This window comes from Herbiconiux sp. (assembly GCF_023264855.1).
Taxonomy (GTDB): Bacteria; Actinomycetota; Actinomycetes; order Actinomycetales; family Microbacteriaceae; genus Herbiconiux.
The window spans coordinates 17,837-30,507 of the sequence record NZ_JAHFUW010000002.1; the positions used below are offsets into that span (position 1 = coordinate 17,837).

Genomic DNA, 12,671 nt, shown 5'->3' on the forward strand with positions numbered 1-12,671 from the left:
CAAACGTTTGCACGACCAGATCGACGGATGCGCCCGCCGCAGCGGTCGGTCAGCGCCGGGTCAGCGGGGCGCCGGCCCTGTGGATCCGCGGTACACGGCCGTGGCCCGAATGGCGATGGAGACCTCGCGGTCCTGTTCGCCGTCGGGGTCGAGCAGCCGTTCCATCGCGAGCCGGCCGACCCGGTCGCTGTGGCCGGCGACCGTGGTCAGCCCGGGCTGCACCAACTCGGCCAGCACGTCGTCGTGACCGACCACGGAGATGTCGTCGGGCACCCGTCGACCCTGGCGCCGGAGCCCTTCGATGAGACCCGAGGCGAGCACGTCGTCGAAGGCGAACACCGCGGTCGCCTCGCTCCGCACCACCGCGTCCGCTGCCGCGATGCCGTCCGGATAGGTGGCCACCGTGTCCGGCAGCACGACGAGCTCCGATCCCGCCGCCGCGGACCGCTCGGTGAGCGCCTTCAGGCGCTGACGGTTGGCCCACGAGCCCGACGGGCCGGGCAGGTAGGCGAGCCGGTGGTGGCCGAGTCCGCTCAGGCGCTCGACGATCTCTCCGAGGGCCGGCTCGGAGTCCGTCACCACCGAAGGCACGCCCTTGACCACCCGGTTGATCAAGACGACCGGGATGAGTTCGGCGACCTCGCGGATGTGCGCGGAGCTCATCCGCGGCGCGCAGAGGATGAGCCCGCGCGACTGCCGCGCGAGCTGATCCGCCACCTGGCGCTCGATCTCGGCGCTGTCGTCGGTGTCGGCGACGAGCACACCGACGCCCGAGCTCCGGGAGCGGCCCTGCGCGGCTTTCAGGAGAGTGGTCATGTAGGGGTTGGTGATGTCGGGCACGATCAGCCCGACGTTCGCGGCGACGCCCGTGATCAGCGCCCGGGCCATCAGGTTCGGCGAGAACCGCAGCCGGGAGGCGACCTCCCGCACGTGCTGCACCGTGGCGGGCGAGAGCCGCTCGGGATTGGTGAACACCCGCGAGACGGTCGAGATCGACACCCCGGCCGCGAGAGCCACGTCTTTCAGCTTCGTCGGTGCGGTGCGATCCGTCATGGCGACACCTCCCCCGCGATCGTTGCCACGCTGTCATCGTAGGGCCGCGCCATCCTGCCGCTCCATTCTCCGAGCCCTGGACGTCGTCGCGCGTCGCCCGGGGCGAGTCCTGCTCCGGCCAGGAGGCCGCCGTCTTCGGCGGCCCGCTCGATCGCCTCGGTGATCCCCGGCAGCGTGACCAGGCGTTCGCCGTCGCGGTGGATCACGACGGCGTCGGCGGCGAGCGCCACCGGTTCGCCGGCCGTGTCCACGACGGCCGAGACCAGGCGCACGAAGGGCTCGGCGGCCGAGGCGTCAAGAAGCGGATCGGCCGGCCCGTGCGGATCGAGCACGGCCGCCCTCAGGGCGGAGCGGTGCGCACGCGGGGGGAGCTCGACCGTGTCGCCGCCCTCGAGCGAGACCGTCGCCGCCAGATCGCGCAGGCGCACCCTCAGCCGGCCTCGCTCGCCGACCAGCAGGAGCGCCGGCTCGACGACCCGGTCGGCCGCGGTGGTGCCGATCATCGTGACCTCCGGCCCCACCAGCGACCGGGCCCGAACGGCCGCGAGATCGTCGCTCTGGATCGGGCGTACCGAGGCGAGTTGCGCCTCGAGGGAGTCCAGCGCCCATCCCGGACAGATGCTCGAGGCCACCGCCAGAGCGGCGTGAACCACGTGGGCGAGCGGATTGAAGAGTGCTCCGTCGAAGACGGGCCGCCCGTCGAGTTCGCGACGGCCCGCCCAGCGCGCCCGGGTGTAATAGGAGTCGGGGCGTTGCAGCGCCCCGAAGCCCGTGACCCGCTGGATCGGGCCGAGCGGATGCGATGACAGCGCATCCGTGACGGTGGAGACCACCCCCGGCGTCTGCTGGAAGCCGACCTCGAATCGGCGACCCGAGGCGCGCGCGACGAGGCGGTGGAGATCGGCGATGAGCGGAACCGGCGGCTTCTCGAGGTAGACCGAGCATCCGGCGGACAGCGTCTGCTCGGCCAGCGCGGCATGCGTGTGCGGCGGTGTCGCGATCACGACGGTCGTCGGGTGTCGACTCTCCAGCGCCTCGGCCAGATCGCCGCCCAGGTACGGCCTCGCGCCGCTTTCCGATACGAGCTCGGCGAGTCCGGCCGGCAGAGCGATGTCGACCACGGCGCTGAGGTCGATCGCTCCGGCACGGTGCAGGTCGAGCAGGTCGTCGAGGTGCCGCCGTCCGTAGCCGGAGGCGCCCACGAGTGCGACAGCCGGTCTCATCCCTCGAGAACTCATCCTTTGAGGGCTCCCTCGGCGAGACCCGTGAAGACCTGTTTCTGCAGCAGGAAGTACACCAGCAGCGGCGGGATCATCACGATCAGGGCGGCCGCGCTGATCACCCGCTGATCGGCCGAGAAGGCGCCGGCGAGGAACTGCACGCCCACGTTCACGGGATAGTTCGCCGGGTCGCTCAGGATCACGAGCGGCCACAGGAACTGATCCCAGCTGTCCAGGAAGCCCAGCACCGCCACCACGGCGATCGAGCCCCGCACCGAGGGCAGCATGATCGACCAGAAGGTGCGCACGGCTCCGGCGCCGTCCATCGTGGCCGCCTCCTCGATCTCGTCGGGGATCGCCAGGAAGGCCTGTCTCATCACGAGGATCGAGACGATCGAGACCGCCTGCGGCAGCACCACCCCGAGCAGGGTGTCCTGCAGCCCGAGGCCCCGGGTCACCAGCAGCGTCGAGATCAGGATGACCTCGAAGGGCAGCGCCGCCGTGGCCAGCAGCACGCCGATGTAGAGGGCACGGCCCCGGAACGGGATCCGCGCCAGTGCATAGCCGGTGAGGGTGGCCAGCAGCAGATTGAACGTCACCCCCAGAAGCGCGATCGCTCCCGAGTTGAGCAGGTACCGCCCGAGCGGCACCGCGGTGAACGCCGTGACGAAGTTCTCCAGCGTCGGATCGGAGGGGACGAGGCTGCCGGGGAAGCCGACCGTGGCTTCGCCCGCGCCCTTCAGCGCGGTTCCGAGCTGCCAGAGCAGCGGACCGAGCACGACGGCCACGGCGATGATCATCAGCACCCAGCGGATCGTGCGCTCGAGGGGACCGATCGCGCCCCGCCGGCGACTGCGGCGGCGTGGTTTCGGCACCGGCGTGGGAGTCGTGGGAGCGGAAGAGACGGATGGCGCGGTGCGTGCGGCGGTGGTCGTCATCGCAGACGTCCTTTCCGGGTGGCGGCCCAGGAGATCGAGGCGAACACCAGCACGACCACGAACAGCACCAGGCTGATCGCCGAGGCGTAGCCCGCCTGCGTTCCGGGAGACACACCCTTGGTGAAGAGATAGAGCACGATCGTGGTCGACGATGTGCCGGGGCCGCCGCCGGTGAGCACGTAGGGCTCGGTGAAGGCGCGGAGGGCAGCGATCGCCGCGAGGCCGGCGACCAGGCCGATGGTGCCGCGGATCTGCGGGATGGTGACGCTGATCGTGCGGCGCAGCCAGTTGGCCCCGTCGAGTTCGGCCGCTTCGTCGAGCTCGCGGGACACGTTCTGCAGGGCCGCCAGGAGGATCAGGGTGTAGAGGCCGCAGCCCTTCCAGACCGTCACGAGCACCGAGCTGATCAGGGCGAGGTGCGAACTGGTGAGGAACGGGATCGGCTCCGAGATCAGGTGCAGTCCCGAGAGGATCTGGTTCACCAGTCCGTTCGAGCTCAGCACGTACTGGAACATCAGTGCAACGACCGCCATCGGCATCACCAAGGGCGAGAACAAGATGGGGCGCACGATCCCGGCCCCGCGCATCTTCGTGTTGATCAGGATGGCCAGGCCGAGCGAGATGCCCACCAGCAGGGGCGTCGCGAGCACGATGTAGAGCCCCGTGTGCGCGGTCGCATCCCAGAACGCCGCCGACGCGAAGATGGTCGCGAAGTTCGCCAGACCCGTGAACACGCCCCCGCCGACCGTGCTGGCGTTGGTGAACGCGAGCACGAAGGTGTTGCCGAGCGGCAGGAAGAGGAAGGTCAGCTGAATGGCGAGCACGGGCCCGATGAAGAGCACGGGAACCCACCAGCGGTGGCGCCGGAGCGGGGCGCGGCGTGACGGCCGCCCCGCGCTCCGGCGGACCGTGCCCGCGGTGGCCGTCACTGGACCCGGCTCTGCAGCAGTTCGGTGAGCTGCGTCTGGGCGGCGGCGAGGGCGTCCTTCACCGGAGTCTCACCGGTGATCGCGGTCTGCACCGACGACCAGAGCGTGTTGGCGTACTCGGCGTCGACCGCCGGGGGCTTGGCCATGGTGCCGCCGTCGAAGAGGCTGGCCGCGACGATCCCGCGCGCCTGGGTGGCGGCGTCGGTGGGCTCGGCGCTGAAGAACGGATCCTGCAGCGATTCAGCAGTGCTGGGGAACACCGAGGACTGCTCCGCGAGCGCGAGCTGGTTCTCCGGGCTGGTCAGGAACTCGGCGAAGGCCACGGCGGTGGCGGCGTTCTTCGAGGTCTGCGGCACGGCGAGACCGTGGGCCACCACCCAGGTCGTGCTCTCCTGAGCGCCCAGCGGCTGGTCGATGGTGATGGCGTCGAAGACCTGGGGCGCGTTCTGCTGGATGATCTTCAGGCGCGAGGGGCCGGTCTCCAGATACGCGGTCTCACCCTGTGAGAAGGTGTCGATCTCGGTGCGCTGGGCAGCGGTGACCGAGTCGGCGGGGATGCCGCCGTCGGTGTAGAGATCGGCGAGGTTCTGCAAGAACTCCTCGGCCTCCGGGGTGTCGACGATCGCCTCGGTGGAGTCGTCGTTCACGAGCGGCACGCCCAGGCTCAGCAGGTAGTTGGGGAAGCCGATCGAGGTGGGCTGGAAGCCGGCCTTGCCGGTCTTCTCCGCGATCTCCTTCGAGACCTCGAGGAGTTCGGTGTAGCTGGTGGGTGCCGCCGGGGAGCCCGCCTGCTGCACGAGCGCGGAGTTGGACATCAGCACCGGCGAGTTGAGGTACCACGGCAGCGCGGCGACGGCGGTGGCGCCGTAATCGAACGACTCCCAGGCCGAAGCGACATACCGGTCTTGGAGATCGGCGGCCTGCACCGACATGTCCAGCACGCGGCTGTCGCGGCCGAGCGGGGCGAGGGTCGCCGCGTCGAGATCCATCACGTCGGGCAGTGTTCCGGCGGCGGAGTCGGCACTGACCTTGCGGGCCGCCTGGTCGCTCGGGATGTCCGTCCACTTCACCGTGGTTCCGGGGTTCTCCGACTCGAACTGGTCGATGGCCGCGTTGATGTACTCGTCGAAGGTCGGCGAGAGCTGCATGGTCTGGAAGGTGATGGTGCCTTCGACGGCGCCCGAGACATCCGCTTCGGCGCCGGTTCCTGAGCCGAGGCCACAGCCGCTCAACGCCACCGCCACTGCGGCGGCCGTCGCGGCGGCGAGGCTGATTGTTCTGGTCTTGCGTTGCATGGGCACTCCTGGTCGGGAAGGGTGACGAGATGGTTCCGAACGATGTGGCGCTAACGCTTTGTGCAAACGTTTGATAAAAAGTAGCCATGCATCTTCACTCCCGTCAAGCTCCTGTTCCGAAACTTCTCGAAGCCGAAACGCCGGACCTGCCCCTACGGCGCCGGATCGCCGCCTGCATCCTGGTGATGCCGGGCGTCGGCCCGGACGGACTGCCCGACGCCGACACCCTGGCCGCGGTCCGCGCCGGGGTGGGGGCATTGCACAGCGTCGTCGACATGCGGGCGAGCGCCGCCGCACGCTACCACGCCGCCATCCGCGCCGAGGCGGAGGGAGCGGGCGTCCCTTCGCCGCTGATCAGTGGAAACCTCGAATCCGGCATCGGCTACAGCCTCGGCCGCACCGGTACCGACCTGCCGTATCCGCGCGGGATCGCACTCGCCGACGACCCCGGGCTCGCCTACCGGGCGGCACTGCTCGCCGCCCGCGAAGCCCGCGCGGTGGGCTACGACTGGACCTTCAGCCCCACCGTCGACGTGCGCACCACCGACGACGACCCCATCCTCGGCGTGCGAGCGTTCGGCGTGGGCACGGAGTCGACCGGCGACCTGGGTGCCGCCCAGGTGCGCGGCTTCCGCGACGGCGGGATGATCGCCTGCGCGAAGCACTTCCCGGGGCATGGCGACAGTGCCGTCGACAGCCACCTCGGCCTGCCCGTGATCGATCGCGATCGCGCCTCCCTCGAGGACGTGCACCTGCCGCCGTTCGCCGCGGCCATCGCGGCGGGCGTGCAGACGATCATGGTGGGGCACGTGGTGCTGCCGGCGCTCGGGGTCGAACAACCGGCGAGCCTCTCGGCCGTGGTGAACCGCGAATGGCTGCGGAACCGTCTGGGCTTCGAGGGTGTGATCATCTCCGACTCGCTGCGGATGGCGGCGATCAGCGCGCGATGGACCCCGGCCGAGGCCGCCGTGCTCGCCCTGGCGGCCGGCGCCGACGTGGCGAACTCCAAGTGCGAGGCGGGACGGCTCTCCGAGCTGGTGGACGCCGTGGCCGGCGCGGTGGCCGAGGGACGCATCTCCGAGGCCGAGCTTAGCCGGTCGGCCGAGCGGATGGCCGCGCTGCGCGACGACCTCGCCCACGACCGCTCGCATCCCGGGCAGACACCGCTGCCGACGCCCGGATCGCTGGATCGCGCGCTGACGTGGCACGACCCGGCTCGGCCCGGCACCGTCGATGTCGCCGGCGGGATCGACTCGGCCGGGGAACTGCTCGTGATCGGGGACTCCCCCTTGGCCGCGCGACTCGCCGAAGCGGCCGTCGCGCGAGGCGTGACCGTCGGGCACGACCAGCGCGAGGCCTCGGCGGAACGGGTCGCCGAGCTCGCCTCGACAGACGGCGACCGGATGCTCGTGCCGGTGCTCCTGCCCGGCACGAGCGTGTCCCCGGGCGAACGACGCCGGATCTCCGCCGTGATCGCGGAGGCGGCATCCGGACCCTCCACGGCGACGGTGATCGTGAACGGGATGATGGCCGCATCGGGGCTCGCCTCACCGGGAGTGGCCGTCATCGTGGCCCCGGCTGTGGACGCCTTCGGCATCTGCAGCGAGGCCGCGGTCGAGGCGGTGCTGGATCACCTCACGGGAGCCGGAGGAGCTCGCCGGTGATGCGCTCCAGGAGCGCCACCGGATCGACCAGACGTCGGCGCCACGCCTCGTCGTGCCGGGGAGCGGCGCACTCGGCGAGGAACCGGTCGATCGAGCGCTCCAGGTAGTCGGGGGCTGGTGCGAGCGCAACGGATCGGTCACCGATCGCCACAGCGAAGCCGTCGGGCCCTGCGGGTTCGGTGAACCGCAGCTGCACCCGCTCGCCCACCTGCGCCAAGACCTCCCCTCGAACGGGGCCGCGCCACACCTCGAGCGGCACGGTCTCCGCGAGCGCCCCCGGTCGCAGCTCCTGGAGGATCTGGGCGTGATGGCTGCCGTAGAAGGCCAACCCTCCCCAGGGCGATGCGGGATCAGCGGGCCCACTGACGCGCAGGAGCGGCGCGGGCCCGGCGCCCGGATCCCCGGCCTCGAGCACGGAGGCGAGGGCGGGCGCCGTGCGATAGCCCGAGTCGGCGAGCAGCGCCACGCCGCATCGCCGCGCCCGCTCGGCCAGCTGCTCGGCGGCATCCCGCGTCAGGGCGAGCGGCTTGTCGACGAGCACCGGCAGGCCCGCGTCCAGCAACGGGAGCACTCGCGCAGGGCGCTCCCCCGCGGCCCGGCCGAACTCCAGCACCGCATCGGCGAGACCGATCAGGTCTTCGGGCCGCTCGACCACCGAGACGTCCGGGTGCAGCACGCTCCGCAGCTCGCTCGAAGGCGTCCTCCCCTCGGCCGCGATCGCCGTGAGGCGATGGCAGGCCGGGTCGAGCGTCGCGATGTGCCGCGCGATCCGAACGGGTCGCGAGCTGTCCAGACCGGCGAGGGCGATTCTCATGAGAGCTCCTTGCGTTGTGCAAACGTTTGACATTATCGTGCACTGATACGCCTTGATCCATTCTGGAGGTTCTCCACCGTGCCCACCACGACCGAATACGCGCCGAGCGTTCAGACCCACCCGAACCGAGCGGTGCTCGGCGAGAAGGCCGCCGCCGAGGCGGCCGCGATTCTTCGTGAACGCCTCGCCGCACCCGGGACGGCGCGGATCATGCTCGCCGCCGCCCCTAGCCAGGAGGCGACCCTGCGCGCGCTCTCCGAAGCCGAGGGCATCGACTGGAACCGGGTGCACGCTTTCCACATGGACGACTACCTCGGCCTGTCCGCTGATGCCCCGCAGGGCTTCGGCAACTGGCTCGAGCGCCACTTCGTGGCGAACACCCCCGGTCTCGGCTTCGAACGGATGCGTCCCGACGGTGACCCCGAGAGCGAGGCCGAGCGCTATGCCGCGGCGATGGGAGACGAGCCTTTCGATCTGGTGCTGCTGGGTCTCGGCGTGAACGGCCACCTGGCCTTCAACGATCCGCCTGCGGACTTCGACGATCCCCGCGCAGTGCGCGTCGTCGAGCTCGACCCGGTCAGCCGCCAGCAGCAGGTCGATGAAGGGCACTTCCCCGACTTCGGCTCGGTGCCGCCCCGGGCGCTCTCGGTCACCATCCCGCGGTTGCTCGACACCCATGTCGTGATCGCCTCGGTTCCGGGTGCGCAGAAGCGGCAGGCCGTGATCGACTCGCTCGAGCAGCCGATCGGTGGCGAGCATCCCGGAACGGCTCTGCGCCGGCATCCTCGCGTGCACCTCCACGTCGACCTCGAATCGGCTCCGGTGTGACCCCGAGTTCCCTGGGCGCCGGCTACGCGGGTGCCGTCGCCGACCTGCACGGCGCGATCCTGGCCACCAATGCGGCGGCCGTGGCCGGCGCGGCGTCGGCGGTGGCCGGCCGCCTGGCCGAGGATCGGCTGGTTTTCGTCGCCGGCCCCGGGGCGCACTCGCAGCTGGCCGTGCAGGAGGTGTTCTGCCGACCCGGCCTTCCGGCCGGTCTCGTGCCGGTCATCGACCGGGCGACCCTGCTGACCGAAGGCGCCTTCCGGTCAACGGCGCAGGAGCGCACGCCGGGGCGGGCGGAGCAGATCCTGGCCCCGTACGAGATCACGCGCGACGATGTCGTGCTGCTCGTGAACGCCTCGGGGGTGAATGCGACCGTGATCGACCTCGCTCGCGCGCTCCGGAGCCGCGGGGCCGTCGTGATCGGCTACTCCTCGGTGCGCTGCGAGCAGGCGATCCCGGATGGGCATCCCGCGCGCTCGGAGCCGGGGGTCGCGCTCTCGCTCCTGGCCGACATCCACATCGACACGCTCGTGCCGCCCGGGGACACGGTCGCGGTCGCCGGTGTGGGAGAGGTACCTCTCGCCACGACCGCCAACGCGTTCGCCCTCACCTGGACACTGCTCGAAGCGGGGGCGATCCTCGACGCGGGAGAGCACGACGCCACCTCGGCCGCGGCATCACGGTGGGCATCGAGCTACCGCCCGGGTGGCGATGCCCGCAACGCCGAACTCGCCGTCCGCTATCGTGACCGGGTGGAGGCCCTGTGAGCAGCGCGACGAGATCCCTCGAGGGCCGCTCCGCCGAGGCGCCGGAGATCGTGCGCGTCGAGATCGCCGACGGCCTGATCACCGCGGTCTCGCGCCGTCCCTCCCACGACCGGTCGCTCCCGGTGCTCGCACCCGGCCTCGTCGACACGCAGGTCAACGGCTACGCCGGTCTCGATGTCAACAGTGACGACGTGACGCCGTCGACCCTCGCCGCCCTGACGGACCGCCTGCGCGCGGTCGGGGTCACCACCTGGGTCCCCACCGTCATCACCGGGCCGGAGGAGCGCATCCTGCACGCCCTCGACTGCATCCGGCGTGCGCGCGCCGCCGATCCGGGGGTGCGCGACGCCATCCCCTGCGCGCACGTCGAGGGCCCGTTCATCTCGCCGGACGACGGGGCTCGCGGGGTGCACGATCTCGAGTGGATCCGGCCGCTGGACGCCGAAGAGGTCGAGCGCTGGCGCCGGGCCGGGCCGGTCGGCATCGTCACCGTCTCACCGCACGCCGACCACGCCGGAGAGCAGGTCGCGCGCATCGCCGGAGCCGGGATCGCCGTCTCGATCGGCCACACCTCGGCCGACCACGCCCACATCCTGGCCGCCGTGGACGCCGGCGCCCGGCTCGCGACGCACCTGGGGAACGGCATCCCGACCATGCTGCCCCGGCACCCCAACGCGATCTGGTCGCTGCTGGCGGACGAGCGGATCACGGCCGGACTGATCGCCGACGGTCATCATCTCCCGGCCGAGACGCTCGTGGCCATGATCCGGGCCAAGGGCGATCACGGCGTCTTCCTGGTGTCGGACCTCACCGCGATCGGAGGGCTCTCCGCCGGGGCGCACACCACCCCGGTGGGCGGCCGGGTCGTGCTGAGCGACGACCTGCGGCTCTCCCACGCCGGGAGCGACCTGCTCGCCGGCGCCGCCGCCACCCTCACCGACGGCGTACGGCGACTGGCGGGCCTTCCCGCGATCGGACTCGGGACGGCACTCCGGCTGGCCTCGGAGAATCCCGCCAGGATCGTTCCGGGCGGTCGACCCGCACTGGGCCGCCTGGAGCCCGGAGCGCCGGCCGACCTGGTGCTCCTGGGCGGCGACGAGCTGCGAGTCGACGACGTGTTCGTCGGCGGCGTACCGGTCGCCTGAGATGGCCGGCGTCTACGTCTCCGCTCTGGAGATGTTCTCGATCGGCATCGGCCCCTCGAGCTCCCACACGGTGGGCCCGATGCGGGCCGGGGCGGACTTCGCCCGTGAGCTCGACGCCCTGACCGCCGCCTCTCCCGAAGCGCGACCCGATCGCATCCGGTGCCGGCTGCACGGGTCGCTCGCGGCGACGGGCATCGGCCACGGGACCCCGGATGCGGTCATCGCCGGACTGCGCGGGTTCGCGCCCGAGAGCTGCGATCCCGCCGACGTGCACGGCCAGTGGGCCCGCCTCGCGGCCGGCGGATCCGTCGCCGCCGCCGGGGTGCAGCTCGTGCGCGACGACTTCGACTTCGAGCCGTTCGCGCGCCAGCACGGGCATCCGAACGCCCTCACGCTGCTCGCCTGGCAGGGCGAGGATCTGCTGTGCTCGATCACGTATCTCTCGGTCGGCGGCGGTTTCATCGAGCGGGCGGGCGGCCTCCCCCAGCCGGCCGCGGCGACGCGGGCGGTCTCCTGCTACCACACCGCGCGCGAGCTGCTCGAGGAGTGCGGCGGCGACCGCAGCATCGCCGACCTGGCCCTCGCCGACGAGGTCGCGCTGCACGGTCGCGACCGGGCCATCGCCGGCCTGGACGCCATCTGGTCCGCCATGCGGTCGTGCATCGACAGCGGGATGTCCGCCACGGGTGTGCTGCCCGGCGGCCTGGGCGTGCGCCGGCGCGCCCAGGCGATGGCCACTCAGGTGGCCGGGAACGGCCCGGCGGCGCACGCCGACGATCAGCTCACGCTCTACGCGCTGGCCGTGAACGAGGAGAACGCCGCCGGTGGACGCGTCGTCACCGCCCCCACGAACGGGGCCGCCGGTGTTCTCCCCGCCGTCCTGAACCACCACGTGGTCAGCACGGGCGCCTCGATGGCCGAGGTGCGGGCCTTTCTGCTCACGGCAGCGGCGATCGGTTCGATCGTGAAGGCCAATGCCTCCATCTCGGGCGCCGAGGCCGGCTGCCAGGGCGAGGTCGGATCGGCCTGCGCGATGGCGGCGGCCGCGCTCTGCGCCGTACGCGGCGGCTCGGTGGCGCAGGTCGAGAACGCCGCCGAGATCGCGATGGAGCATCACCTCGGCCTCACCTGCGACCCCGTCGGCGGCCTCGTGCAGATCCCGTGCATCGAGCGGAACGCCGTGGCGGCGTCGACCGCCCAGACCGCCGCGCGCATCGCCCTGCTGGGCGACGGCACGCACGTGGTGAGCCTGGACACGGTCATCGAGACCATGCGGCAGACCGGGCAGGACATGTCCTCCCGGTACAAGGAGACCTCGGAGGGAGGGCTGGCGATCAATGTCGTCGAGTGCTGACCGACCGGTGCGGGGAGCGGAACCGGCCACCCCGGCCCCTCCCGGGCGTCGCGCGGCGGAGCTGGTCGTCGTGGGCGGCGTCTCCGGATCGGGCAAGTCGACCGTGGGCGCCCTCCTGGCCGAGCGGTTGGCGGTGCCGTTCCTCGATGCCGACTCGCTGCATCCGGAGGTCAACGTGGCGAAGATGGCCTCCGGGATCGCCCTTACCGATGCCGACCGGGAGCCCTGGCTGGTGCGGATCGGCGAGGAGCTCGGCCGGCGCCGCGACACCGGGCTCGTCGTGGCCTGCTCGGCGCTGAGGCGGAGCTACCGCGACACGATCCGCTCTACAGCCCCTTCGGCACTGTTCATCGCGCTCACCGGATCGCGCGAGCTGATCGCGGCGCGGATGCTCGCCCGCCGGGACCATTTCATGCCGGCATCGCTCCTGGACTCGCAGCTGGCCGCGTTCGAAGCACTCGACCCCGGCGAAGCGGGTGCCACACTCGAGGTCGCGGCCTCCGCCGACGAGGTCGCCGCGGCCGCATTCCGCGCCATCCGCCCGGGGTCGATGCACCCGGGTGCCCGCTCCGTTCGGAGAACTCCCGCCTCCTGACGGGGGTGCACCGAAGCGGGCGAGGAACGGATGGAGTTCTCGGCGCCGGAGCCGAACGGATGGATGCACAGC

The 12,671-nt window shown here is 71.7% G+C and carries 12 protein-coding genes; 6 read left to right on the forward strand and 6 right to left on the reverse strand.

Annotated elements, in window-relative coordinates:
- Positions 1-60: 60 nt before the first annotated feature.
- Genes Q0D75_RS01070 through Q0D75_RS01090 form a run of 5 tightly spaced genes read right to left on the reverse strand, consistent with a single transcriptional unit; the run spans position 61 to position 5,435 of the window.
- Complete coding sequence (locus tag Q0D75_RS01070) at positions 61-1,053, reverse strand: LacI family DNA-binding transcriptional regulator (protein WP_291048362.1); 993 nt, start codon at positions 1,051-1,053, stop codon at positions 61-63.
- Positions 1,050-2,276 (reverse strand): Gfo/Idh/MocA family oxidoreductase, encoded by a 1,227-nt coding sequence (locus Q0D75_RS01075; RefSeq protein WP_291048365.1) that lies wholly within the window; start codon positions 2,274-2,276, stop codon positions 1,050-1,052. The genes Q0D75_RS01070 and Q0D75_RS01075 overlap by 4 nt, the downstream gene beginning before the upstream one ends.
- Before the next feature lie 11 nt (positions 2,277-2,287).
- Complete coding sequence (locus Q0D75_RS01080) at positions 2,288-3,211, reverse strand: carbohydrate ABC transporter permease (RefSeq protein WP_291048368.1); 924 nt, start codon at positions 3,209-3,211, stop codon at positions 2,288-2,290.
- Entirely contained in the window at positions 3,208-4,140 is a 933-nt protein-coding gene (locus Q0D75_RS01085) for a sugar ABC transporter permease (RefSeq protein ID WP_291048371.1), read from the reverse strand. The genes Q0D75_RS01080 and Q0D75_RS01085 overlap by 4 nt, the downstream gene beginning before the upstream one ends.
- Entirely contained in the window at positions 4,137-5,435 is a 1,299-nt protein-coding gene (locus Q0D75_RS01090; protein ID WP_291048374.1) for a sugar ABC transporter substrate-binding protein, read from the reverse strand. Before Q0D75_RS01090 ends, Q0D75_RS01085 begins: the two co-directional genes overlap by 4 nt.
- A gap of 86 nt (positions 5,436-5,521) precedes the next feature.
- Between Q0D75_RS01090 and Q0D75_RS01095 the strand changes: the two genes are divergently transcribed.
- Positions 5,522-7,099 carry a glycoside hydrolase family 3 N-terminal domain-containing protein gene (locus Q0D75_RS01095; RefSeq protein WP_291048377.1) on the forward strand — a complete coding sequence of 526 codons (1,578 nt, stop codon included), beginning with the start codon at positions 5,522-5,524 and terminating at the stop codon, positions 7,097-7,099.
- Here Q0D75_RS01095 and Q0D75_RS01100 read toward each other — a convergent pair.
- Positions 7,071-7,913, reverse strand: a complete 843-nt coding sequence (locus Q0D75_RS01100) for a hypothetical protein (protein ID WP_291048379.1) — start codon at positions 7,911-7,913, stop codon at positions 7,071-7,073. The two genes, Q0D75_RS01095 and Q0D75_RS01100, sit on opposite strands and share 29 nt — an antisense overlap.
- A 78-nt stretch (positions 7,914-7,991) precedes the next feature.
- Between Q0D75_RS01100 and Q0D75_RS01105 the strand changes: the two genes are divergently transcribed.
- From Q0D75_RS01105 to Q0D75_RS01125, 5 genes are read left to right on the forward strand one after another with little or no spacing between them, the layout of a single operon-like run.
- Positions 7,992-8,741 (forward strand): 6-phosphogluconolactonase, encoded by a 750-nt coding sequence (locus Q0D75_RS01105; protein WP_291048382.1) that lies wholly within the window; start codon positions 7,992-7,994, stop codon positions 8,739-8,741.
- Complete coding sequence (locus Q0D75_RS01110; protein ID WP_291048385.1) at positions 8,738-9,505, forward strand: SIS domain-containing protein; 768 nt, start codon at positions 8,738-8,740, stop codon at positions 9,503-9,505. The genes Q0D75_RS01105 and Q0D75_RS01110 overlap by 4 nt, the downstream gene beginning before the upstream one ends.
- Positions 9,502-10,650 (forward strand): amidohydrolase family protein, encoded by a 1,149-nt coding sequence (locus Q0D75_RS01115; protein ID WP_291048388.1) that lies wholly within the window; start codon positions 9,502-9,504, stop codon positions 10,648-10,650. The genes Q0D75_RS01110 and Q0D75_RS01115 overlap by 4 nt, the downstream gene beginning before the upstream one ends.
- Before the next feature lies 1 nt (position 10,651).
- Positions 10,652-12,004, forward strand: coding sequence for an L-serine ammonia-lyase (locus Q0D75_RS01120; protein ID WP_291048391.1), 1,353 nt, complete (start codon positions 10,652-10,654; stop codon positions 12,002-12,004).
- Entirely contained in the window at positions 11,988-12,599 is a 612-nt protein-coding gene (locus tag Q0D75_RS01125; protein WP_291048393.1) for a gluconokinase, GntK/IdnK-type, read from the forward strand. The genes Q0D75_RS01120 and Q0D75_RS01125 overlap by 17 nt, the downstream gene beginning before the upstream one ends.
- Positions 12,600-12,671: the final 72 nt, after the last annotated feature.

Coding starts and splice junctions, on each gene's coding strand:
- Q0D75_RS01100 (WP_291048379.1), bottom strand. CDS start 7,913: ATGAGAATCGCCCTCGCCGGTCTGGACAGCTCGCGACCCGTTCGGATC.
- Q0D75_RS01120 (WP_291048391.1), top strand. CDS start 10,652: ATGGCCGGCGTCTACGTCTCCGCTCTGGAGATGTTCTCGATCGGCATC.
- Q0D75_RS01090 (WP_291048374.1), bottom strand. CDS start 5,435: ATGCAACGCAAGACCAGAACAATCAGCCTCGCCGCCGCGACGGCCGCC.
- Q0D75_RS01080 (WP_291048368.1), bottom strand. CDS start 3,211: ATGACGACCACCGCCGCACGCACCGCGCCATCCGTCTCTTCCGCTCCC.
- Q0D75_RS01125 (WP_291048393.1), top strand. CDS start 11,988: ATGTCGTCGAGTGCTGACCGACCGGTGCGGGGAGCGGAACCGGCCACC.
- Q0D75_RS01095 (WP_291048377.1), top strand. CDS start 5,522: ATGCATCTTCACTCCCGTCAAGCTCCTGTTCCGAAACTTCTCGAAGCC.
- Q0D75_RS01075 (WP_291048365.1), bottom strand. CDS start 2,276: ATGAGACCGGCTGTCGCACTCGTGGGCGCCTCCGGCTACGGACGGCGG.
- Q0D75_RS01070 (WP_291048362.1), bottom strand. CDS start 1,053: ATGACGGATCGCACCGCACCGACGAAGCTGAAAGACGTGGCTCTCGCG.